Annotated in this window: 20 protein-coding genes; 11 read left to right on the forward strand and 9 right to left on the reverse strand. The window is 64.1% G+C overall.

All coding sequences use genetic code 11. The features are described 5' to 3' along the window. Nucleotides 1–3: 3 nt before the first annotated feature. From AC6I97_RS14020 to AC6I97_RS14030, 3 genes are read right to left on the reverse strand one after another with little or no spacing between them, the layout of a single operon-like run. Entirely contained in the window at nucleotides 4–1,164 is a 1,161-nt protein-coding gene (locus AC6I97_RS14020) for an acyl-CoA dehydrogenase family protein (RefSeq protein WP_497947119.1), read from the reverse strand. Next, on the reverse strand, nucleotides 1,164–2,435 hold the full coding sequence (locus AC6I97_RS14025; protein WP_497945191.1) for a CaiB/BaiF CoA transferase family protein: 1,272 nt from the start codon (nucleotides 2,433–2,435) through the stop codon (nucleotides 1,164–1,166). The genes AC6I97_RS14020 and AC6I97_RS14025 overlap by 1 nt, the downstream gene beginning before the upstream one ends. 32 nt (nucleotides 2,436–2,467) lie before the next feature. Beyond that, the gene (locus AC6I97_RS14030; RefSeq protein WP_497945192.1) at nucleotides 2,468–3,841 is read right to left on the reverse strand and encodes an MFS transporter; all 1,374 of its coding nucleotides are present in this window, start codon (nucleotides 3,839–3,841) and stop codon (nucleotides 2,468–2,470) included. 487 nt (nucleotides 3,842–4,328) lie between these two features. Here AC6I97_RS14030 and AC6I97_RS14035 point away from each other — a divergent pair, with 487 nt between their 5' ends. The 4 genes from AC6I97_RS14035 to AC6I97_RS14050 all read left to right on the forward strand — a co-directional run bounded on the left by AC6I97_RS14035 (nucleotide 4,329) and on the right by AC6I97_RS14050 (nucleotide 8,208). After that, nucleotides 4,329–5,360, forward strand: a complete 1,032-nt coding sequence (locus AC6I97_RS14035) for a LacI family DNA-binding transcriptional regulator (RefSeq protein ID WP_497945193.1) — start codon at nucleotides 4,329–4,331, stop codon at nucleotides 5,358–5,360. 97 nt (nucleotides 5,361–5,457) lie between these two features. Beyond that, nucleotides 5,458–6,459 carry a VOC family protein gene (locus tag AC6I97_RS14040; RefSeq protein WP_497945194.1) on the forward strand — a complete coding sequence of 334 codons (1,002 nt, stop codon included), beginning with the start codon at nucleotides 5,458–5,460 and terminating at the stop codon, nucleotides 6,457–6,459. A gap of 44 nt (nucleotides 6,460–6,503) precedes the next feature. After that, nucleotides 6,504–7,046, forward strand: coding sequence for a carboxymuconolactone decarboxylase family protein (locus AC6I97_RS14045; RefSeq protein ID WP_497945195.1), 543 nt, complete (start codon nucleotides 6,504–6,506; stop codon nucleotides 7,044–7,046). Between the two features lie 52 nt (nucleotides 7,047–7,098). Next, the gene (locus AC6I97_RS14050) at nucleotides 7,099–8,208 is read left to right on the forward strand and encodes an alcohol dehydrogenase catalytic domain-containing protein (protein ID WP_497945196.1); all 1,110 of its coding nucleotides are present in this window, start codon (nucleotides 7,099–7,101) and stop codon (nucleotides 8,206–8,208) included. Nucleotides 8,209–8,276: 68 nt separating this feature from the next. Here AC6I97_RS14050 and AC6I97_RS14055 read toward each other — a convergent pair whose 3' ends face one another. Next, nucleotides 8,277–8,807: a cupin domain-containing protein gene (locus AC6I97_RS14055; RefSeq protein ID WP_224090019.1), complete on the reverse strand. Its 531-nt coding sequence runs from the start codon at nucleotides 8,805–8,807 to the stop codon at nucleotides 8,277–8,279. A gap of 157 nt (nucleotides 8,808–8,964) precedes the next feature. On the opposite strand from AC6I97_RS14055, the gene AC6I97_RS14060 reads away from it, so the two are divergent. From AC6I97_RS14060 to AC6I97_RS14090, 7 genes are all read left to right on the forward strand, one after another. Beyond that, entirely contained in the window at nucleotides 8,965–10,032 is a 1,068-nt protein-coding gene (locus tag AC6I97_RS14060) for a fumarylacetoacetate hydrolase family protein (RefSeq protein ID WP_497945197.1), read from the forward strand. 11 nt (nucleotides 10,033–10,043) lie between these two features. Continuing rightward, entirely contained in the window at nucleotides 10,044–11,033 is a 990-nt protein-coding gene (locus AC6I97_RS14065) for a C-terminal binding protein (RefSeq protein ID WP_497945198.1), read from the forward strand. Continuing rightward, complete coding sequence (eno, locus tag AC6I97_RS14070; protein WP_497945199.1) at nucleotides 11,030–12,334, forward strand: phosphopyruvate hydratase; 1,305 nt, start codon at nucleotides 11,030–11,032, stop codon at nucleotides 12,332–12,334. The genes AC6I97_RS14065 and eno overlap by 4 nt, the downstream gene beginning before the upstream one ends. Further along, nucleotides 12,331–13,377 (forward strand): phosphotransferase family protein, encoded by a 1,047-nt coding sequence (locus tag AC6I97_RS14075; protein ID WP_497945200.1) that lies wholly within the window; start codon nucleotides 12,331–12,333, stop codon nucleotides 13,375–13,377. The genes eno and AC6I97_RS14075 overlap by 4 nt, the downstream gene beginning before the upstream one ends. Beyond that, nucleotides 13,374–14,312, forward strand: coding sequence for a fumarylacetoacetate hydrolase family protein (locus tag AC6I97_RS14080; RefSeq protein WP_497945201.1), 939 nt, complete (start codon nucleotides 13,374–13,376; stop codon nucleotides 14,310–14,312). Before AC6I97_RS14075 ends, AC6I97_RS14080 begins: the two co-directional genes overlap by 4 nt. Nucleotides 14,313–14,342: 30 nt before the next feature. Beyond that, entirely contained in the window at nucleotides 14,343–15,281 is a 939-nt protein-coding gene (locus AC6I97_RS14085; protein ID WP_497945202.1) for a quinone oxidoreductase family protein, read from the forward strand. Nucleotides 15,282–15,391: 110 nt separating this feature from the next. Next, nucleotides 15,392–15,604: a hypothetical protein gene (locus AC6I97_RS14090; protein WP_224090007.1), complete on the forward strand. Its 213-nt coding sequence runs from the start codon at nucleotides 15,392–15,394 to the stop codon at nucleotides 15,602–15,604. Nucleotides 15,605–15,747: 143 nt separating this feature from the next. Here the strand turns inward: AC6I97_RS14090 and AC6I97_RS14095 are convergent, their stop codons facing one another. From AC6I97_RS14095 to AC6I97_RS14115, 5 genes are all read right to left on the reverse strand, one after another. After that, complete coding sequence (locus tag AC6I97_RS14095; protein ID WP_497945203.1) at nucleotides 15,748–17,025, reverse strand: glycosyltransferase; 1,278 nt, start codon at nucleotides 17,023–17,025, stop codon at nucleotides 15,748–15,750. Beyond that, on the reverse strand, nucleotides 17,025–17,645 hold the full coding sequence (locus tag AC6I97_RS14100; RefSeq protein WP_497945204.1) for a TetR/AcrR family transcriptional regulator: 621 nt from the start codon (nucleotides 17,643–17,645) through the stop codon (nucleotides 17,025–17,027). The genes AC6I97_RS14095 and AC6I97_RS14100 overlap by 1 nt, the downstream gene beginning before the upstream one ends. A 161-nt stretch (nucleotides 17,646–17,806) precedes the next feature. Then, entirely contained in the window at nucleotides 17,807–17,986 is a 180-nt protein-coding gene (locus AC6I97_RS14105) for a hypothetical protein (protein WP_497945205.1), read from the reverse strand. Nucleotides 17,987–18,133: 147 nt separating this feature from the next. Beyond that, nucleotides 18,134–19,642, reverse strand: a complete 1,509-nt coding sequence (locus AC6I97_RS14110) for a sulfatase family protein (protein ID WP_497945206.1) — start codon at nucleotides 19,640–19,642, stop codon at nucleotides 18,134–18,136. A 48-nt stretch (nucleotides 19,643–19,690) separates the two neighbouring features. After that, nucleotides 19,691–22,159: a beta-glucosidase family protein gene (locus tag AC6I97_RS14115; protein WP_497945207.1), complete on the reverse strand. Its 2,469-nt coding sequence runs from the start codon at nucleotides 22,157–22,159 to the stop codon at nucleotides 19,691–19,693. Nucleotides 22,160–22,175: the final 16 nt, after the last annotated feature.

A 22,175-nucleotide genomic window follows, 5' to 3' on the forward strand; every position in this document is an offset into this window, starting at 1 on the left:
GGACTAGGAGAAGCTTGGAATGCCGGTGATGGCACGGCCCATGATCAGGGTGTGGATCTCGTCCGTGCCCTCGTAGGTCCGCACACTTTCAAGATTGTTTGCGTGCCGCAGCGGCGAGTATTCGAGCGTGATCCCGTTTCCGCCGAGGATGGTGCGCGCGGAGCGGCAGATCTCAATTGCCTGCCGGACATTGTTGAGCTTCCCGAAGGAGATTTGCTCGGGACGCAGCCGTCCGGAGTCCTTCAGGCGCCCGGTCTGGAGGGCCACCAGTGTCCCCTTTTGGATCTCCAGCACCATGTCCACCAGCTTCTGCTGCGTGAGCTGGAACGCAGCGAGCGGCTTGCCAAACTGGGTCCGCTGGTTGGCATAAGCCAAGACGGTTTGGTACGCATCGCGGGCGGCGCCCATGGCGCCCCACAGGATGCCGTACCGGGCTTCGTTGAGGCAGGAGAAGGGGCCCCGGAGACCAGTGACTTCGGGGAGTACGGCAGTGGCGGGCAACTGGACGTTCTCCATGGTGATGTCGCACTGGATTGAGGCCCGCATGGACAGCTTGTCCGGGATCGGGGTGGCCAGGAAGCCCTCGGTGTCCGTCGGGACGACGAAACCGCGGATGCCGTCGTCGGTAGCTGCCCAGACGACCGCCACATCCGCGATGGAGGCAAGGCCTATCCAGCGCTTGGCCCCATTCAGCACCCAGCCGTGCCCAACACGTTCCGCCCGGGTGACCATGCTGGCGGGATCGCTGCCCGCAGTTGGTTCGGTGAGGCCGAAGCAGCCGATGAGCTCACCTGCAGCCATGCCAGGGAGCCATTGCCGCTTTTGCTCCTCTGACCCGAACTTGGCTATGGCGCTCATAGCCAGGGAACCCTGCACGGAGACAAAAGTTCGGATGCCTGAATCGCCGGCTTCAAGTTCCATAGCGGCTATTCCGTATTCGACGGCGCTGCGGCCGCCGCAGCCGTAGCCGTTCAGGTGCATGCCGAGCAGGCCCAGGCTTCCCATCTCTTTGACAAGGTCCTGAGGGAAAACCGCGTCCTCGTACCAGGCGTTGATGTTGGGCCGAATGCGGTCATCGACGAACTGGCGGACCTGGCTGCGCAGGTCGAGCTCCTGTTGGCTGAGCAGTGAGTCGATGTCAAGGTAGTCGGTGGCGAGGTCGATCACGGGTGTGCTCCCATTGGCTGGTCGTTGGTGTTCTTGTTGTGGAGTTGTGGGGAATCTGTGGCTGGCAGGCTGTTGAGCCAGGCACGGACTTCGTCGGCGTGCTGCCCAAGCCGGGGTGGGCGCCGGCGGTAGGACACTGGGGTGTCGGATAAAGTGATCGGATTGGCGGCCAGGTCTACGCTGTCCTGGCCCACGCCATCGCGGTCGGTGTTGTCGTGGCCGGCTCCAACGCTTACGCGGGGGCTGAGACCAAGTTCGCCGGCCATGGCAAAGGCTTCGGCGATGTTATTGACCGGCCCGCAGGGAATCCCATGCGCTGACAGCAACCTGTACCAGTGGTCGGCGGTTTCGCCGGTTGTCCGTTCCGTGATGATGCTGTCGAGCTCATCGATGTGGGCGACGCGGGCAGCGTTGGTAGCGAAACGTGGATCGTTTGCTGCCTGTGGAACGCCAAGTGCGGTGCAGAGCTGAGTGAACTGCCGGTCGTTGCCAACAGCGATGACCACTGACCTGTCCGAAGCGGGAAACAGCTGGTACGGCGCGATCGACGGGTGCCGGTTGCCCAGGATGCCCGGAACCGAGCCCGCGGCGGTGTAGCCCACGCTCTGGTTGACCATGCTGGACAGCAAAGTGCCTAGCAGATTGACCTCAACAAGCTGGCCCCGTCCTGTTGTCTCCCGCGCCCGCAGGGCGGCCAGCACACCGATCGCGGCATGGAGCCCCGTCAGCACGTCGACCAGGGCGACGCCGGCCTTGACCGGCTCACCAGGTGCCGGCCCGGTGACGCTCATCAATCCTCCGACGGCCTGCACCAGCAGGTCGTAGCCCGGCAGGTCCGCCGCGGCGTCGTGGGAGCCGAACCCTGTGATGGAGCAGTACACCAGCCGTGGGTTGATCTCTGCCATCTGGTGGTAGGACAGCCCGTACCTTGCCATCGTGCCCGGCCGGAAGTTTTCGATCAGTACGTCGGCGCGCCGAATCAGTTCGACCAGGTCCTCATGGTCGGCCGCCGCTGACATGTCTGCGGTAAAGGAGCGCTTGTTGCGGTTGACCGACAGGAAGTACGTCGCCTCATGATCATCGGTAAACGGCGGACCCCAGTGGCGGGTATCGTCACCGGAACCGGGACGCTCGATCTTTATGACGTCGGCGCCAAGGTCACCGAACAGCATCGTCGCGTACGGCGCCGCCAGCACCCTGCTGAAATCTGCGACGATGATCCCCGCCAGCGCGCCGGCAGGCGGGCGTTGCGGATCGGTGTCAATCATTGGAACTCCTTAGTTGGTGATCAGCGGGGTGATCAATGACTGGCTGCGCGGACCGCGTTGTTGAAGAGCGGAGTCCGGACGATCAGCATGATGGCGGCGGCCGCCAGCGGCAACACGGTCACCTGCAGCAGGCCGGCTCCTTGCCAACCGACGCTTGGCACCAGCGCAGCGAACAGCAAGCCGGAAAAGGCTGCCGATCCGTAGTAGCAGGTGACGAAGAGACCGGCGGCGCGCCCCACCTGGTGCGGACGGACTGCCCGCTGGATGGCGCTGTTCATGTTGGGGAAGAAGACGCCAGTACCGAACACCCCCATGAGGCAGGCGAAGACGCACTGCCAGGCGAACGGTGCCTTGAGCTGGTAGATCAGCACGCCGAGCACCGCCATGACAGCCAGGGAAACGATCAGCAGGGTCCGCTGGTTGATCCGGTCCCCGATCCAGCCCCCGAGCAGACCGGCGAGGCCGCCCAGACCCACGAAACTCAGTGCCACGGCGGACTCTCCGGTGGAAATGCCCAGTTGAGTGGTCAGGAATGTGGGGTACAGGCCCAGGAATCCATAGAGCGCGATGGAGCCGCAGCCGGCGGCAGCCGCGATCGCCAAGGAGTTGCGGTTGTACGCCCTGTCCGGCATGTAGTCATAGGATCCTTCGACGCCGGTCAGGCTGATGGCCCGCTCGGTGAACTTGCGGCTGACGGTGAACGCGACCACCACTGCGAGCAGCAGACCGAGTGCCCCGAAGATCGTAAAGGGCGCACGCCACGTTCCGAACTGGCCGGCGAACATGATGCCGAGGGCGGGCCCGAAGGTTGCACCCAGGCCGAATGCGAAGCCCAATATACCCAGGGCGAGGCCCCGCCGGAGGTGGAAGAACGACCCGACCGCGGCGAACAGAGCTGCGGCCTGCATGCCCTCACCCAGCCCGGAGATGACCCGGTACACGGCCATGTCGCCCCACGAAGCGGCAAGCGGTGTGGCCAGCGTGCCCAGGGAGTAGATCGCAATGCTGACTATCAGGACGGTTTTGCGCGAGAAGCGCTCCACCAGGAACCCCGCAGGGATGCCTGCAATAGCCATCCCCAAGGTGAAGATAGTGGCCAGCAGTCCGCCGGCCTGCAGGCTGAACCCGTACTCAGTGCTGATAGTGCCCAGCAAGGGAAAGAAGACCTGCCTGTCCATCGCGTTGAGCATAAATGTGATGGCCAGTACCGCGAGCGACACACCAGCAACCACCTTGGTGGGCATGCCCTCGGGATTGTCCTTGACCCGTGATGGTGCAGGGCTGGACGGAACCGCATCCATGGAAATAGCGTCCATGGGTTCCGGGTATGTGGGCACGGCGGGGTCGGTGGAAGGTCCAGCTGGGGCCGAAGGCTGGCCTGTGCCGAAGGGGGTCGAGTGGGACATCTTTGTCTCCTAGTCGGGAGGATTTCGTTCTCATGTGGATTTGCTGGCCGAATCGGCCAATGATCAACGGAATGACATGAAGTACGGCAGGTGGCCGGATCCTGACCAGGCCCGGAAGTCTCCTCCCCTGGTCAGGTGGGACCCGCCTCGTGCGTCGCAGTGTATAGAAGCTGCCCGTTTCTGCTCGTGCAGTCTGTGCAGATTGGATGCGACGAGATGTGGAACTTGTGCTAACGATAGCACGCTCACTGGCCGAGTCAAGAGCATGTTGGTACTTCTGATCACAAAAGTCATCCGCCTTGACGACTACCGCAGGAGTGCTATCGTTAGCACTAGTAGTCCTCGTCGCTGGCACGATTTGAGCCTTCATGCCAGTACGTTGAAATGGGCTGGCGCTCGGGATGGCGCGTCAGTCCAGGCCGCATCAGTACACTGATCCCAGCCCGGTTCCCGATAGCAACCGCTCACCGGCTTCACAGGAGGAACGATGGTCACCACCAAGGATATCGCTGCACACCTGCAGCTGTCGGTCTCCACAGTGGGCCGCGCACTGGCCGATGACGCGCGCATCAGCGACCAGACCAAGGCGCGGGTGCGCCAGGCGGCTTCCGAGCTCGGATACGTAGGCAACCATGCCGCACGAATGATGCGCGGGGCTCCCAGCAACGTGGTTGGGCTGGTCATCCCTGATATCCGGAACAGTTTCTACTTCACGATTGCCCATGAGCTGTCTACGATCATGGCCGGCGAGGACTATCAGCTGATGCTGGCCGAGACTTTCGATGACCGCCTCATTGAGAGGCGCCATCTTCGCGAGCTCTCGGCGAGCCGTGCGGCAGGGGTTGTCATTGCCCCCACCCCAAATCCCCACAGCGATTCGATCAATATGCTGAGCGGAATGCCGTACGTCCAACTACTGCGCAAGCATTCATCTCTGGGCGCCCAGTGGTTCGGCATCAACGACCGTCGCGCGCTCAAGGATGCCACGACGCACCTGCTCGATCTCGGCCACTCCCGGATCGCCTATATCGGAGCGCCCGCCGACCTGCCCACAGGCCGGGAGCGGCTCGAAGGCTACAGCCAGGCCCTGCACGAAAGCAACGTTCCACAACGCTCGCAGCTTATCGAGTTGGGCCCACCGGCGTCTCCCGAGCACGCCCGGGAGGCCATCCGCCGGCTACTGAACCGACCCAGTCCGCCCACCGCCGTCGTCCTTGGCTCCGTCCTTCACACTGTGGGCGTTCTGGACGGATTACTGGAGATGGGCATCGACGTTCCGACGGAACTGTCCGTGGTGGGCTTCGGCGATCAAAGCGGGTTCTCCTGGTGGGGGCCTGGCCTGACTACCGTCAGCCTTCCCATCGGCGATGTGGCCACCTCCTGCGGCCTATGGTTCATCCGCCGGCTCAACAATCCGCCTGCTGGAAATGACCCCTACGAGTCGGCGTCAGTGGGCTGGCTCGTGCAAAGGGGCAGCACTGCCCCACCTTCCGCGGCATCGCGCGAGCGCTCCGCCTGAAACCGAATTACCAACCAAAAGCTGCGTCCCTTGCGCGAACCTAAAAGTAATGATGCTAACGATAGCATGACATAAATCACATTGGAGATGGACAAATATGCTGCCACCGGTCGATCTACGTCCGCCATTCAACATCACCCGAACCAGCCACCTGCGCCTGAATGTCGCCGACCTTGCCGCGAGCCGTGACTTCTACACCACTGTCCTCGGCCTGGTGGTGACCGAGGAGGACAACTCCACCGTCTACCTGCGTGGCCTCGCCGAGGCCTGTCATCACAGCCTTGTGCTGGAGAAGAGCAAAGACGGCGGCACCGCCCGCCGGATAGGTTTCCGCGTCTTCTTTGAAGAGGACCTGGACGAGGCCTACAGCTATTTTCGTGAGCGGGGACTCCCGGCCGAGTGGGTGGACATGCCACATCAAGGCCGCACCTTGCATGTTGCAGACCCCGCCGGCACTCCCGTGGAGCTGTGCGCAACCATGGAGACCCGGCCACGGCTGCACATCAACTTTGAGCAGTACAAAGGCGCCCACGCCCAGCGGCTGGACCACTTCCAACTGCTCACGCCCGACGTCTACGGGTTGTGCGCGTTCTACAGCGAACTGGGATTCCGAAACTCGGAGTACCTCGAGCATGGCGATGAACTTGTGGGAGCCTTTATGTACCGCAAGGGCACCTGCCTCGACCTGGCGATGGTGCCCGGCGCCGGTCCAAGCCTCCACCACTTCGCTTACACAGTCTCGGAAAGCCACGACATCTTCACCGCCTGCGATTTCGCCGGCATCCTGGGCTATGGCGACCAGGTGGAGCGTGGTCCGGGCCGTCATGGCCCGGGCGGCATGCTGTTCGCGTACCTCCGGGACCCGGACGGCCACCGCGTTGAGGTCTTCAATAGCCACTACCAGACCATCGATCTTGAGACCGAGCCTGTTCGCTGGGACGCCGCATCGGTGAGCACCAACGCACGCTGGGGCCTGCCGGCCCTGGAACAGTGGTACTTCGAAGCCTCGCCCTTCGTCGGCACACCACTGAAGTCCCCGGCTGTCCGCCCTGCCCCCATGACGCTGGAAAAGTTCCTGGCCAGCCCCCAACTCCCCTGATTGCCAGCCCCGCTGACACCCCAACCCGACTGGAGCACCACACTATGTCCCGAGTTCCCTCCCTGTCCCGCGACGACGCCGTCTCGGTCCACCAGCAGCCGCTGTGGGACCGCATCGAGGCGGAACGCAAAATGCCCACAGCCAACATCTTCCGCTCACTGGCGAACGCCCCGGTGCTGCTCGACGCGTTCCTCTCCTACGCCAACGCCATGCGCGACAGCTCCCTGCTGAGCCCGAAGCTGCGGGAGCTTGCCATCCTGTCCGTGGGTCACGCCACCGGCTCTGAGTATGAGATCGCGCACCACCAGTCCCATGGCCTCAAAGCCGGACTCACGGATGAGCAGCTTGCCGCAGTGGCCGACGGCACCAGCACTGAGTTGTTCAATGACCTCGAACGCGCAGTGATAGCGCTGGCGCGTGAATCCACCATCAACGTGAATGTGTCCGATGAAAGCTGGTCAGCTGCAGCCAAGCACCTCGATGACCAGCAGATGGTGGAGCTCACGTTGACCATCGCCTGGTACAACTCAGGCGTCCGGATAATGGGCCTCCTCGGCATTGAACTCGAGGACAGCTACCGTAAGTAGCTGCCTGCCTCCCTCCCCCAGAACCACTCCCTTTTCCCAGAAGGAGCCGTCAATGGCGACGATGCGCGCAGCCAGACTGCATCAGATCGGCGATCCGATGTCGATCGACACCATCGAAGTACCCAAGCCCCGACCCACGGATGTACTGGTCAGGGTCAAGGCCGTCGGCATTGTGCCGAACATGGCCAACGTGATCAATAGTTGGCCCACTTGGTTTCCGCACCAACCGATCCCCAAATTTCCGGCGATCTTCGGGCTCGATCCCACCGGGGTGGTGGAAGAAGTGGGCGAGTCCGTCATCAACATCAAACCCGGAGACCGGGTGTATGTGAGCCCGCTCCGCTCCTGCGGCAGCTGCTACGCCTGTTCCGGGGGAACCCCCAGCCGCTGCCGCTACTACACCCTCAACGGGTATTTCAGCACCTCCCGCGATGGCCAGAGGATCTTTGATCTCTACCCTTACGGCGGGTTCAGTGAGTTCATGACCGCGCCACAACAGGCTCTGGTTAAGATTCCTGACAACCTTCCGTTTGAGCTGGCAGCCCGTTTTGGCTACATCGGCACCGCTTACGGTGCCCTGCGCCTGGCCGATGCCGGACCCGGCACGGTGGGCTTGATAGACGGCATCACCGGTACCTTGGGCGTGGCTGCTACCGTGCTTTGTTTGAGCATGGGCGTTGCGAAGATCCTGGGCACGGGGCGCAACGCGGAGCTGCTCCAGCGCGTGAAGGCGCTCGCCCCGAACAGGATAGAGGTCATGAACCTCGGGGAGCAGTCCTCCGGGGAGTGGGCCAAGGCCCGGACGCGGGGCGACGGTGCCCACTTCGTGATCAGTGCGCTCGGGGCCAGGGCTGACGCCGCAACCATGGTGGACTCCATGAAGGGGGTCCGGCGTGGCGGCCGCGTGGTGAACGTCGGCGGAGTTGCCGACGAGGTCCCAGTGGACATGAAGTGGCTGATGGACGAGCAGGTGCAGATTATCGGTTCGAACTGGTTCACCGCAGCCCAGGGCCAGGAGATGGCAGACATGGTCGAGACAGGAACCCTGGACCTCAGCTACCTTGAGACTGAGGCCTTCCCGTTGTCAGACGTTAACAATGCCATCTCAGGGCGGTTGAAGGACCCGCGCGGTGGCTTCAGCAACTATGTAGTCATTCCCTAGTGAAGTTTCCGGCTGGCCGTCCCTTCGGGGACGGCCAGCCGAGGTGTCCCTGAGACACGGGACAGTACTTAGGCGCCGGCGCCGGTGAGCACAAATGCCACCGTCGCCGGCGTCTTTGTCTTGTTCCGCCAGGCATGGCGGGCGGCAAGCTGCACTATGGTGTCACCCGGGCTCAACAGCACCTGTGCGCCGTCGTCGAGCTCCAGCCACAGCTCCCCGTCCAGCACCACTCCGTAGTCGACGCTGGGCGTGCGGTGCATGCCGTCCGGCTCGAACACCTCCGCAAGGTCAGGGGCGTAGGCCGCCATCTCCTGCCCTGCGGCGCCCGGATCGAAGCCCGGGCTCATCACCACGGATTCCGGTGCGTAGCTCACGATCACGAAGCTGGCCCCGCCTGGCCCCGGCACCACCGGGCCGTGGTTGTCGGTAGGTTCCCCCTCCGGCAGCGAACCTGATGGCACCCCCGGTGTAAACCAGACCCGGACCTGAGCCTGTCCCGGCATACTCGCGAACGCATGGCTGTTGGGCACTGGTCCGTCGGAAACAAAAACGGACTTTCCAGATCCGTCCATGCCGGTCACCACTCTGCGTACAGTCATGGCTTGTCCTCTCTCTATGTGCAATCGTTAGCACTATTCCCCCATGACGCTGAGGTGTCAAGGGATGGGATCAAAACCGGGAATGATTTAGCGTCGACCTCCTACTTTTACGGGTAAGCATCTGGCATTCGCCTTCATCTGTGCTATCGTTAGCATTATGCTTGAAGAAGATAAGATCGACGACGGCGTCGCTCCCGCGGGAATCGTCCTGACCCAGGCGGGCCTCCCCCACGAAAAGGCAGCCATCTGGCTGGTGCGCAGCGGCAAGGCACTTCCGTTGCAGGCGTGGGCCGGACGCTGGGCCTGCGCCGGATTCGCCTCACTCACTGAGCTGATTGCCCACTGGGGCAGCGTCCATGCGGAGCTTCGCCGGCTCATCGAGCTCCCTCAGACTTCAGCGGCGATCCGCGAAGAGGGCGTTCCGGTGGCTTCCCTGCGGCTCGAGGCTCCCATCCAGCCCACCCAGGTTTTCTGCACCATCGGGAACTACCGCCGCCAGGTCATCGAAGCCGCGGTGGACGCCGGCGACCCCGCCGACGCCGGGCAGTTAGCGGCCGACACCGCCCAGGCACTAAAACTCCGACGCCGGGATGGCAGCCCCTACGTCTGCTTGACCAGCAACGACAGGGTTGGCCCCGCTGATGGCGAACTCGCCCTGGAGCCGGACTTGGACACCCTTGACTGGGAAGTGGAGATCGGCGCCGTCGTCGGAGGTTCCGGCTACCGCCTGACGCTGCCGGAGGCTGAGGCGGTGGTCGCCGGCTACTGCGTGGTCAACGACCTGACCATTCGCTCCCGCATCTTCCGGCCCGACTTGCCCGCGCTGGCCTCGGATTGGCTGCAGTGCAAGGGAATGCATGGGTCGCTGCCGCTTGGACCCTGGTTCGTGCCGGCCTGGCAGGTCCCCGACCCCTCGTCACTGCGGCTTCGGCTCTCGCTCAACGGCTCACCCATGCAGGACGACACGGCCGACGACATGCTGTTCACCATCCCCGAACAGATGGCTTACCTGTCCCAACACACCCGTCTTCGCCCCGGAGACCTGCTCTGCACCGGCTCCCCCGCCGGGTTCGGGATCCACCACGGCCGGTTTCTGCGGCCCGGAGACTCCGTAAAGGCCTCGATAACCGGGCTCGGCGAGCAGCGCACCCGCTTCGTTGGTCCGAAATCCATTCCCACCCCATCCCCTTCAACCTTGGCCGATCCAGGCCTGACCACCACATAAGGAGCAGACTCATGACGCTGCAGCAAACAGTCCTGCTGACAGACCGGGCCTGGCCCGACGACAGTATCGAACGCGGCATCATCGAAGACGCCGGCTTCCGTCTTGTTGCCGGTCCTGCCGACCCCGCACCAGTTGAGGCCATCGACGCACTGATCGCCGAACACCAGCCCGCCGCCATCCTCACCTGCTGGGCAACAGTGTCCGCCAACGCGATCGCATCCTCAGCCCCGTTGCGGGTTGTTGCCCGGATGGGCGTTGGCCTGGACAACATCGCCGTGCCCGCGGCCACGGATCATGGCGTGCAGGTGACCAACGTGCCCGACTACTGCGTCGAAGAGGTCTCCGACCACGCCGTCGGTCTGGCCCTGGCCTGGACGCGCGGCCTCGTGGCCGCAGACCGTGAGGTCCGCGCCGGACGTTGGAACCCCGCCGGGGCCCGGCTTCGCCGCCTGTCCAACCTGACGTGCGGCGTGGTCGGATACGGTCGCATTGGCAGAACCACCGCAGCCAAGCTCAAAGCGCTCGGAGCCCGCGTGGTGATCAGCGATCCACACCCACCGGCCAAAACCGACGGTATTGAGGTGATGGCATTGGATGGCCTCCTGGCAGCCAGCGACATCGTAGTCCTCCACGCTCCCCTGGTCCCGCAGACACATCACCTTATCGGGGCCCGGGAACTGGCCCTGCTTCCGCAGGACGCCTTCCTGATCAATGTCAGCCGCGGCGGGCTGGTCGATACCGACGCCCTGACGGCCGCCCTGCAATCAGGCAAGCTCGGCGGAGCAGGACTGGATGTCCTGGAGGAGGAGCCTGCAGTTCCGTCCGGGCTGTTGGCCTTTCCAGGTGTGATTGTCACACCACACATCGCTTTTGCCTCCGACGCCTCGGTGATCGACCTGCGACGCAGCGCCGCCGAGGAAGTGGTCCGCGTCCTGCGCGGAGAACCCGCAAACTATCCCTGTAACACCCCGTCCGCCCTCGCAACAGGAGTGTCATCGTGAGCATCATCCGCACCGTCCACGGCCGCCAGATCTTTGATTCCCGCGGCCGCCCCACTGTTGAGGTGGACATCATCCTCGAAAACGGTGCCAGCGCCCGGGCGTCAGTACCTTCCGGAGCCTCCACCGGCACCCACGAGGCACACGAACTACGCGATGGAGACGCATCCGTTTTCGACGGCCTCGGAGTCACCTCCGCCGTCGAGCATGTAAACGGCGAGATCGCAGCGTCGCTGCTCGGCCAGGATGTTGACGACCAACGGGCCATCGACGAAAGGCTGCGGAACCTGGACGGCACCTCCACGCTGTCCCGGCTCGGTGCCAACGCAGTACTGGGGACCTCGCTGGCGGTCTGCCGCGCCTCGGCCGTGGCCAGCGGCCTGCCGCTGTACCGAAGGATCGCCCAGCTCGCCGACGTCGACGAGCCCGTACTGCCGATGCCGATGGTCAACATCCTTTCCGGCGGCCTCCACGCCGGACGCGGCATGGACGTCCAGGACTTCCTCGCAGTACCGGTCGCGGCAATGTCCGCACTCGAAGCCATCCAACTTACCTCCCGTGTCCGAACGGCCGCCGCTGCCCTCTGCGCCGAACGGGGACTGCCCACGCTGTTGGCCGACGAGGGCGGACTGAGCCCTGGCTGCCGAACGGGCGAGGAGGCCCTGGAGCTCATCACCGAGTCCATCCTGGCCGCTGGCCTGCAGCCGGGTACGGACATTGCCATCGCCATCGATGTCGCCGCCGCATCCCTGTACGACAGTGAGGCAGGCGACTACCACCTGCGGCGACAGGGACAACGCCTCAGCACCACCGAGATGATTGACATGGTGTCCTCATGGGTGGACCGCTTCGCCATTGTCTCGATTGAAGATCCGCTCGATGAAGATGACTGGACCGGCTGGCGGACCCTGACGAAGCGCCTCGGCCACCGGATCAGGCTGATCGGCGACGACCTGTTCACCACAAACAGCGAACGGCTCGCCCGGGGCATTTCCCAGGGCGTTGCCAACGGCGTCCTGGTCAAAGTGAACCAGAACGGCACCCTGACAGGCACCCTTGACGTGGTGGCCCAAGCGCGGGCCGCAGGCTATGCGCCGGTGGTATCTGCCCGCTCCGGGGAGACCGAAGATGACTTCCTGGCCGATCTGGCTGTAGGCACCGCATCGGGGCAGATCAAGATCGGGTCGGTACGGAATTCTGAACGGCTCGCCAAGTACAACCAGCTGGTGCGCATCGCCGAGGACCCGGCCCTGGGCTTCACGAACTTCCCGGCGCTGGCCTTAACCGCGGAAGGTGGCCGGTGAAAATCGCCGAACCCCAGGAGCGGGTGCGGGAGTTCCTGCTCCGCCATGGACTGATGCAGCCTGGTGAGGAGCCGGCACTACACCCGTTGACCGGCGGCGTGAGCTCGGACCTCTGGCAAGTGTCGCTGCCCGGCCGCACCCTGTGCGTCAAGGGAGCATTGGCCCAGCTGAAGGTGGCCCACGAGTGGCTCGCGCCCCTCTCCCGCAACCGGGTTGAGTACGACTGGCTGCAGTTTGCCGGCAGCGTTGCCCCCACACAGGTCCCCCAGGTCCTGGCCTACGATGGGGAGGCCGGGTTGTTCGCCATGCAGTTCCTTCCCTCCCGGAACTACCCGGTCTGGAAGGAAAGCCTCCTGGCCGGGCAGGTGGACCCGGCCGCCGCTCATGCTCTCGGCGTCCTCCTCGGCAGGCTGCACTCGGCAAGCGCCAAGGATCCAACGCTGGCACGTAGATTCGCCACCGACAGCAACTTCGACGCCCTGCGCATTGAGCCATACTTCCGCGTCACTGCACGCGCCAACCCCGACCTCGCGGACCGGATCGAGGTTCTTGCCGAGAGGACCGCCGGCACTCATCTGGCGTTGGTACACGGCGACGTCAGTCCCAAGAACATACTCCTGGGTCCGGACGGGCCGGTCCTGCTCGATGCCGAGTGCGGCTGGTTCGGCGACCCTGCATTCGACGTCGCATTTTGCCTGAACCATCTGATGCTCAAAGCGATCATCCTGCCGCAGCACACAGCACGACTGCACACTTCCGCAACAATGCTGCTGGACGGCTACGCCCACCATATTGACTGGGAACCTTCCGCGGACCTGATGGCTCGTGTCGCTGCCCTGCTGCCGCTGCTCGCCCTGGCCCGGGTCGACGGAGCCTCCCCGGTGGAGTATCTGACACCTGGGCAACGGGTCCAGGTGCGCGACCTTGCACGGGAGCTGCTGGCCCGGCCCGCAGTGCCCCTCCACATTGTCCTCAAGGAGTGGATGCTGGTGGCGGCCGCTCCAGCGGCCGGCAGGACCCATGTGAAGGAGCAGACCAGGTGACCTTTTCCTTGTCCACCGTGCGGGTCGACGGAGTGCCCACCCCGGTGCTCCGGCTCTCCGACGGCCCCATATACCGACTCGCCGACGTCGCCCCCGAGGTACTCCACCACCATCCGGTGGGCGGGCTTATGACAGTCTTCGCCAATTGGGAGACCGCCGAGCCCCGGCTGCTCGCCGCCGTCGAGACCCTCGCTGAGGGCACGGCAGCCCAGTTGCCCGAGCCGGCCGAGCCTGAAGACTGGCTCACGCCGCTGCAGTATCCGAACAAGGTCATCTGCGCCGGCGCCAACTATTACGACCATGTGGTCAACGACGGCGGCCATGCTGGCTTTTCGAAGGAAGACAACATTCCGGTCTTCTTCCTCAAGCCGCCCACCACCACGCTCGTCGGCCAGGGCAGAGCCGTCCATTACCCCAGCCAGACGGAGAAGTTCGACTACGAGCTTGAACTGGCCCTTGTCATCGGCCGGCGCGGCCGGAACATCCCGCTGGACCGGGCGCGTGACCACATCGCCGGCTACACCATCGCCCTGGACCTGTCAGCCCGTGACTGGCAGCGCCACCCCAAGCACCTCGTCAAATTCGATCTCTTCGGCGGCAAAGTCTTCGACGACAGCTGTCCGCTTGGTCCGGGAATTGTGCCCGCCCGCTTTGTCGATGACACCAACCTGCAGCTGCAGTTCCGGCTCAACGGTGAGCTGCGCCAAAACGCCAACACGTCCGACCTGATCTGGTCTGTTCCCGAGCTGGTCTCCCTCATCAGTGAACACGTGACCCTCGAACCTGGCGACGTTGTGCTCACGGGAACTCCCGCTGGGGTGGGCCTCAGCACCGGAACCTGGATGCACCCCGGAGACCGGCTCGAGGGACGCATCAGCGGCCTTGGAACCATCAGCGTGCAGATCATCCCCGCCGACACCGACCAGCCAGACTGACACACACCACCAAACATCAAGGAGCAGACCATGAAGGCAGCCGTCCTGACCCGGACTGGAACAGTCCCGTCCTACGAAGACTTCCGAGATCCAGAGCCCCACAGTGGACAAGTCATCGTCGAGGTAGCGGCGGCCGGGGTCCATCACCTCGACTTGGCCAAGGCCTCGGGAGCATTCGGAGATCCCGACACCCTGCCCTACGTGATTGGCGCCGACGGCGTAGGCAGGACCTCCGCCGGACGTCGCGTCTTCTTCACCTCACCGGTTTCGCCGCATGGTTCCTGGGCCGAGCGCACCATCGTGGCCGAGGGAGACCTGCTGGACCTCGCCGACGACGTGGACGACGTCACCGCGGCCGCGCTTGGCAACACCGGACTTGCCGCCTGGCTGGCCCTCACCTGGCGGGCCAAGCTGCAGCCAGGCCAGAACGTGCTTGTGCTTGGCGCAACCGGCGCACTGGGCTCCATCGCCGTCCAACTCGCCAAGTCCCTTGGCGCCGCAACGGTGGTCGCCGCCGACCGTGACACCGGCCGCCTCGCCCTGTCCCGGGAACGCGGAGCCGATGCGAGCGTGACCATCAGCCCGGGCACCGACCTAGTGGCCGCCTTCCGCAGCACAGTGGGTGACAGCGGGTTCGACGTCATCCTTGACCCGGTGTGGGGTGAACCCGCCCTTGCCGCAATGCATGTTGCAGCCCGGGGCGCCCGCCATATCCAGATCGGCCAGTCAGCGGGAGCAACTCTGGAGCTTCCCGCCGGGATCGTCCGTGCCGCCCGCCTGGAGCTCCTCGGCTTCGCCCATATGGACCCGCCCGCACAGATCCGGAGAGAGGCTTACCTGAATCTGACGGCGCTCGCGGCGACAGGCGCTTTGTCCGTCGACGCAATGACCCTGCCTCTTTCCGATTGCCAACAGGCCTGGGAATTACAGCAGCATGGGGCCCCGCGGAAGCTCGTGCTAACCCCGTAGGGGCCCCACATTCCTTCCAACCACGAAAACGCTGCGATGGAACCCGGCTACACCGAGACGGCCAAATCAATACACGACCACAGAAATAAGAACGAAGGTTTTACAACATCATGTCCCGTCCAGTACGGCTCAACATCAGACACCGCAATGATTTAGACAACGGACTCAATCTGGAAGTAGCTGCCGCGATCCAGAAGGCCCTCAAAGACCCCGGATATGGCGTGTTGGTAACCCGCCATGATCGCGAAACGTTCACAATACAGCTCTCCCCTGATGTCCCTCACGGAATGACCCACGAATTGGATCTGTTCTCCCGCTCCTGATCGAGCGCTTCGTCCCTGGCCAAACCCTATTAACGGCAGTTCCGTCATGAATTCGATGCTCCGGGGGGTACTTGTAGGCGGCCAGCCTGGTCTTGGCAAAGGCTGCCAATTCCTCCACCCTGAGGCTGGGGTTCTGCCAGGCCTCAGGCGTGGGGAATCCGGAGCAGCTCTTCGAGGGCATCGGCTCCAGCCGCCGCACCCCCGGCGGCTGCGTAGCCAGCAGCGACCCGCCGGGCTCCTTCCTTCTTTGTCAGGGCTTCGTGAACTGCGGCGCGAAGCTTCTCCGCAGTGAGCTTCTTCCTGCTGAGCCGCACACCCGCGTCGGCGGCCACCACCCGGGCCGCAACCTCATGCTGATCGCGGCCGAACGGAACCACCACCACCGGAACTCCCTTGGACAGTGCCTTTTGGGTGGCTCCCATACCGCCATGGGTGATGGCAACCGCAGCGCGCTCCAACACCTCTGAATGGGGCACGAACCGTTCCAGCCGGGCATTGGCAGGAAGGGGTCCAAAATCCACCGGTCCGGCGGACCGCTGGTCTCCTGCCGATCCGCTCCCCTCCGCAGGCAGCGTGGCAACGACAGTGAAGGGCTCGTTGGCCATGCCCTGCAATGCTGCGCGGACCAAATCCTCGTCGGCCTGGTACTCGGACGAGGTGGTCACCAGGATGACCGGGTCCACGGCGTTCTCAAGCCAAGCTGGCGGAGAGAAGGGCGGGTCCCATGACAGCGCCCCGATCATCCGGACACGGTGTCCCCAGTCCGGGTGCGGGTATTCAAACGGCTCGGCACTGGTAACGAGGAGGAGCGGCGCGGTGAGGAAGAAGTCATCCACGTTCCGCGACGGCGGCAGTTTACCGCCGGAGATTTCAGCCCGGGCCCTGTTGATCCCGGGCATCATCAGCTTTTCGACGGCGCCAGTCACCAGGGGTCGGATGAGCGCGTCCCGGAGCCTTCCCACTGGACCTGGCATCGGATCCAGCCCGGGTCCGAACGGCGGGGTTCCGCGGGACGTCAGTGGCGGTGTGTAGGGGCAGAAGCTGGCCCACGGGAGCCCGAGATCCTCAGCCACGATACGTGCGCCCCACGCATTGATGTCCACGAGCATCAGATCCGGACTGGTATCGCCGATGGCGCGGCGAAGGTCAGGGGCGTCGAAGCGGGCACGCGCCGTGAAGGTCTCAGTGCTCGCGGTCAGCCCACCCTTGATCGATTTCGCCAGATAGTCCCGGTGCCTGATCTCAAGGAGGCGCGGGTCGACGGATTCGGCCTGGAGGCCGGCGCCGCGAAGGGCCGTGAGCTGTTGGGGAATTGTCCGCACGTGGACCTCATGTCCCCGGGCCTTCAGTTCCAGTAACAGCGGGACCATGGGAAAGAGATGGCCGATGGCGGGCGAGGTGTAGGCGAGAACGGTGGACATTATGGCCTCCGGGTGAAGGGCTCAAGCATTTCGATTAAGGAAAGGGCCACCTGGTCACGGGTCAGGCCAGCGTCCAGCCGGAGCAGCTTCCAGGTGTAGACGTCACAAAGAGCGACGAACTGGGCAAGACGGCGGCCCCGATCCGCCCCGTCCGGGAGAAAATCATCCTCAAGGAACGGGGCGAAAACCCGCTCGCACCACAGGCGGTGAAGGCGTCTGCCCGTTTCAGTCATGTCCGCCACGGCCGCTGAGGTTCCCTCCTCGGACAGCATCTTCAAGGCGAGAGCGCCCGTGGTCTCATAGTGTTCGAGCAGGTTCTCGATGGCGCCGGGGACGTTGCCGGCAGGCGCAGCATCGCGCTGGGCCATCACCTGCGCAGCGGTGTGTTCGACCGTTGCATCGATGAGCCCACTGCGGTCACCAAAGCGACGGATGACGGTCTGCACGGTGACTCCGGCACGATCAGCCACCGCGATCAAGGTGATCTCCGAGAGCGGTCTTTCCATGAAGAGCTCCCGTGTCGCCTCAAGGATCCGGCGCCCCGTGTCGGCGGCGTTGGACGCCCGTTTCCGGTTGTCGTAGCGCCGGGCTATACCTCCGCCAACATTCATGTTAATCATGTTAACTCCAATATTGACGACAGGTCCAGAGATGCCGAGCGCACGAATACCTCAGGGCTTGGTGTACAGACGCCAGCCTCTTTGAGTCTGCCGTAACCCGGGTGCTTCCTTGCAACGGGAAGTTCCGGGGCTCTCAGGGCCTGGTGTCCCCGTAGGGGCTCTCAGGGCCTGGTGTCCCCGGAGTCCAGGTCCCGTTCCCGTGGGCGGACCAGCGCAAGGAATCTGCGGGCCCGCTCCCGCCGGCCGTATGCGAGGATGACGGCGGCCCAGCGCAGGGCACTCAGCACAGTGACGGCGGGCGTGTCTGCGGGAGCGGCAGCGGGCCGCTTGCTCATGGTCATGGGTGTTCCTAACGTTGACGCGTGATCCGGGCCATTACGACAACCAGAGGTGCGGTGCGACAACCAGAGGTGCCGCGCGACAAGCGGAGCTGCAACGGGTATGGGGCTGCCCGGCTTGTGCTGGACAGGCCGCCAACCCATCGCGTCCTAGCTGGATGCCCGAAGAGCCTGGACATATGTTTCGACTCGTTCCAGGGTGTCTGCATCGTGCGGTCCCCATTCCGGGTGAGGTGTGCCCGGACCCGCGTAGGGTTCGTCCCGGTAATGATGCTGGTACCCGGCTAGTTTCTGTTCGAGCTCGGCTCTGATGGAGCGGTAGCTGGGGTCATCGGCTACATTACGGACTTCGGTGGGGTCGCTTCTGAGGTCGTACAGTTCCCATTCAGCCTCAAAGACACGATCAGAGGCCCCGGGGACGTCCAGCCCGGCGTTGTAGTAGTGGATCAGCTTGTAATCGGAGGTCCGGATGCCGTAGTGGCCGGGTGCTGAGTGAATAGGATCGTCGTGCTCCCAGTACCGGTAATACGCCGCGTCGGGCCAATCGTCGATCTCCTCACCCCGCAGGAGAGGCCGGAAGCTCCTGCCCTGCGATGTGGGAAGTGCCTCGTCTGCCTTGATTCCGGCGATGTCCAAAAAGGTGGCGGCGAAATCGACGTTTGTGATGATTGCCTCGCAACGGCTGCCGGCAGAGATTTCGGCTGGCCATTTCATCAGCATCGGCATCTGCAGGGACTGGTCAAACATCAGCCGCTTGTCGAACCAGCCGTGGTCACCGAGGAAGAACCCCTGATCGGATGTGTAGACGACGAGGGTGTTCTCGGACAGTCCGCGCTCATCGAGGTAATCGAGAAGCCGACCGACGTTGTCGTCGATGGATTGGATGCACTGCAGGTAGTCGCGCATGTAGATCTGGTACTTCCACCGCATGCGCGCTTCCCTGTTCTCAGGTCCGCGGAGTTCCTCCGGGACCTCAGACTTGAGGTCCTCGGCACCCATGTCGTCGGCAATGGTCATGTGGACGTTCCGTACAGCTTGGCTGCGGGTGGCGTAGTCATCAAAGAATGTTTCGGGCTCCGGGATCTTCCCGTCAGCGTAGAGGTGTTTGTGTTTCTCGTCGGGGATCCAGGGGCGGTGGGGTGCTTTGTGGTGGACGAGCATGCAGAAAGGCTCCTCCCCCGTGAGTCCATCCAGCCAATTGATGGAGAGGTCGGTGACGATGTTCGTCGCATAGCCGGGAACGGTCGCGCTGCCCGTCTCGTCGATCATTTCCGGGTTGAGGTAGTCACCCTGTCCAGGAAAGATCTTCCAGGCATCGAATCCGCGCGGCAAGGACTTCCCGTGCTCACCCAAGTGCCATTTCCCGAAAAGGGCAGTCTTGTAGCCCTGTTCGTGGAGTACGTCCACGAATGTGGGTACCCGGTAGTCCATCTCGGTCCAGATGGAGGATACGCCGTTGATATGGCTGTAGGTCCCTGTGAGGATAGACGCCCGGGAGGGACTGCAGATCGAGTTGGTGCAGAAGACGGCATCCATGCGCATGCCTCCTTGGGCGATGCGGTCAAGGTGCGGCGTTTGGTTCACCCGGCTGCCGTATGCCGAAATGGCGTGGGCGGCGTGGTCATCGGACATGATGAAGATGATGTTCGTCCTCGACATCGTTCTTCCTTTCGTACGTTTGGTGCTGATCCTGGGGGCTGTCGCTTATCAGTGCTCTGGCTGGGTGAGCCGAACAACCCTGGTGATTGGAAGCTCTGAGACGGAGGTGCCGATCCTGAGGGTGTATTCGCCGGGTTCGTAAGTCCATCCGTTGTTCCAGTACGCCAGCAGACGGGTGGGGACCTCCAGAGTCGCGGTTACAGTTTCGCCGGGTTGGGCCCAGACGGGTGTGGAGGCAATGAGCCAGCGGACCGGGCGCTCGACGGCGGAGTCCTTCTTTTCGGCGTAGACCTGGACCACCTGCTTGCCGCTCCGTTCGCCTTTGTTGGTGAGGGTGACGCTGACCGGAATTGCCTCGCCCGGGGTGACGGGGCCGTCGGGTCCGTCGACGGTGTCCAGGGTCCAAGTGGTGTAGCCGAGGCCGTAGCCGAATTCGTAGGCTGGAGTAGCCCCGGTCTTGAGCCAGGCGCGGTACCCGATGTGGATGCCTTCGTCGTACCGGAGCTTCCCGTCGGCGTCGGGTGTGGTGTTAAGGACCGGGACGCTGCCTTGGGTGGCAGGCCAGGTGGTGGGCAAGCGCCCGCCTGGTTCGACGGTGCCGGTGAGGATGTCGGTGAGGGCGTTGCCGAATTCCTGGCCGCCGAAGTAGCCGATCAGGATCGCGGCGACCTCGTGCCGCCACGGCATAATGACCGGGGACCCGGCGTTGACGATGACAATCGTGCGGGGGTTCGCGGCGGCGACGGCGTGGAGCAGCCGGTCCTGCAGGCCGGGCAGGTCCAAGGTGGTGCGGTCGTAACCTTCGGATTCCACCCGGGCATTGGTCCCGACGACGACGACGGCGACGTCGGCTTTCCGGGCGGCCTTGGCTGCTTCAGTGATCAGCATTTCAGGGTCCGCGTCGGCGGGCTCGGTGCCGAGGGTGACGCTGAGGGCATTGTCTAGAGGCCCGGAGCGTTCCGCGGTGTCCAGGTCGACGCGGACGTCCAGGGGAACACCGGCTTCCACCGCGATTTCGGTGGTTGAGGAGGGTGGGGCGAGGAAGGATTCGGCAATGTCCTTGCCCTCCACCTCAATGTTCCCTTCGTGGACAAGAACGTCGTTGACGTAGAGCCGTGTCTTACCCACGGTCGCGGCGCCCAGTCGGACGGTGCCGGTTTCATCCGGGGTATAGATCGTCTGCAGCCGCACCGCGGAGGACTCCTTCACCGGGGCGTCGCCGCCGAACCAGACCAGGGCCGTGGAGCGGCGGTCCTCGGTGAACAGCTCAGCCCCGGAACTGTCGAGGAAGCTCACCCGCAGCCCCGGCTCGCCGGTGGCCGGGTTGGTCAGCTGGTCCAAGGGCAGCTCGGCGACCCCTTCCTGCACGATGGCACCGATGCTGTAAGTGACGTTATCGGCTCCAAAGGCGGCCCGGATGCCGTCCAGCGGTGAGACGACCTTCTCGGGCAGGACCGTGGCCGAGCCGCCGCCCTGGGTCCTGGCGTGCCTGGCGTTGTGCCCGATCACCGCCACCGTGCCCGTCGCGGCACGGTCCAGCGGCAGCACGCCGTCGTTCTTCACCATCACCGTGCCGGCGGCCGAGGCTTCCCGGGTGAAGGCGACAAGGTCTTCCTGGTCCACGGGTTCTGCCTGAACGGGTTCGAACCCTTCCAGCGCGCCGACCCTCGCGGCGAGCTGCAGGATCCGCAGCACCTTCCGGTCAATGCTTGCTTCCGGGATCTCCCCTGCCTGGACTGCGGCCACGAGCGCCCCACCCCACGGCCCATCCGGTCCCGGCATGACCAGGTCCTGGGAAGCCTTCGCGGCATCAACGCTGCGGACCGCGGTCCAGTCACTGATCACCACCCCGTCGAAGCCCCATTCGCTGTTCAGCGGGGTCTCCAGCAGGTTGTTTTCGGTGGCGGTTGTGCCGTTGATGGAGTTGTACGCGCTCATCACCAGCCACGCACGGGATTCAACAATGGCTTTCTCGAACGCCAGCAGGTACAGCTCGCGCAGCGGCCGCTCGTCCACCTGCACGTCAACGGTGAACCGGTCGGTTTCGGAATCGTTGGCTACGTAGTGCTTCGGTGTGGCGCCCACGCCGTTGCGCTGTACCCCGTTCACATACGCCGCGGCAAGCTCACCCGTCAGGACGGGGTCCTCACTGAAAGCCTCGAAGTGCCGGCCGCCCAGCGGGGAACGGTGCAGATTGATCGTCGGGCCAAGAACGACGTCGACGCCCTTGCGCCGCGCCTCCACCGCCGAGGCGGCACCTAGACGGTCAGCCATGGCAGGGTCCCAGGTGGAGCTGATGGCCGTCGCGGACGGGAAATTCACCGACGGCTGCCGCTCATCCCACGCCTCACCCCGCACACCCGTCGGACCATCCGAAACCAGGATCCGGCGCAGGCCGATTTTCTCCATCGGCCATGTCGTCCAAAAATCCCGGCCCGTCAGGAGCTGGATCTTTTCCTCCAAGCTCAGTTCGTTGAGCAGTGCTTCCATGCGTTGGTCTACGGTGAGGGTTTCCATGATTCCTTCTTTCGCT

It is taken from the genome of Arthrobacter sp. TmtSoilC48 (assembly GCF_059739425.1).

What these genes read in the sequence shown, in the direction of transcription:
- AC6I97_RS14115 (WP_497945207.1), bottom strand. Translation starts at nt 22,159, where the DNA reads ATGGAAACCCTCACCGTAGACCAACGCATGGAAGCACTGCTCAACGAA.
- AC6I97_RS14025 (WP_497945191.1), bottom strand. Translation starts at nt 2,435, where the DNA reads ATGATTGACACCGATCCGCAACGCCCGCCTGCCGGCGCGCTGGCGGGG.
- AC6I97_RS14050 (WP_497945196.1), top strand. Translation starts at nt 7,099, where the DNA reads ATGGCGACGATGCGCGCAGCCAGACTGCATCAGATCGGCGATCCGATG.
- AC6I97_RS14110 (WP_497945206.1), bottom strand. Translation starts at nt 19,642, where the DNA reads ATGTCGAGGACGAACATCATCTTCATCATGTCCGATGACCACGCCGCC.
- AC6I97_RS14085 (WP_497945202.1), top strand. Translation starts at nt 14,343, where the DNA reads ATGAAGGCAGCCGTCCTGACCCGGACTGGAACAGTCCCGTCCTACGAA.
- AC6I97_RS14035 (WP_497945193.1), top strand. Translation starts at nt 4,329, where the DNA reads ATGGTCACCACCAAGGATATCGCTGCACACCTGCAGCTGTCGGTCTCC.
- AC6I97_RS14045 (WP_497945195.1), top strand. Translation starts at nt 6,504, where the DNA reads ATGTCCCGAGTTCCCTCCCTGTCCCGCGACGACGCCGTCTCGGTCCAC.
- AC6I97_RS14065 (WP_497945198.1), top strand. Translation starts at nt 10,044, where the DNA reads ATGACGCTGCAGCAAACAGTCCTGCTGACAGACCGGGCCTGGCCCGAC.
- AC6I97_RS14055 (WP_224090019.1), bottom strand. Translation starts at nt 8,807, where the DNA reads ATGACTGTACGCAGAGTGGTGACCGGCATGGACGGATCTGGAAAGTCC.
- AC6I97_RS14100 (WP_497945204.1), bottom strand. Translation starts at nt 17,645, where the DNA reads ATGATTAACATGAATGTTGGCGGAGGTATAGCCCGGCGCTACGACAAC.
- AC6I97_RS14105 (WP_497945205.1), bottom strand. Translation starts at nt 17,986, where the DNA reads ATGACCATGAGCAAGCGGCCCGCTGCCGCTCCCGCAGACACGCCCGCC.
- AC6I97_RS14090 (WP_224090007.1), top strand. Translation starts at nt 15,392, where the DNA reads ATGTCCCGTCCAGTACGGCTCAACATCAGACACCGCAATGATTTAGAC.
- AC6I97_RS14040 (WP_497945194.1), top strand. Translation starts at nt 5,458, where the DNA reads ATGCTGCCACCGGTCGATCTACGTCCGCCATTCAACATCACCCGAACC.
- AC6I97_RS14095 (WP_497945203.1), bottom strand. Translation starts at nt 17,025, where the DNA reads ATGTCCACCGTTCTCGCCTACACCTCGCCCGCCATCGGCCATCTCTTT.
- AC6I97_RS14030 (WP_497945192.1), bottom strand. Translation starts at nt 3,841, where the DNA reads ATGTCCCACTCGACCCCCTTCGGCACAGGCCAGCCTTCGGCCCCAGCT.
- AC6I97_RS14060 (WP_497945197.1), top strand. Translation starts at nt 8,965, where the DNA reads ATGCTTGAAGAAGATAAGATCGACGACGGCGTCGCTCCCGCGGGAATC.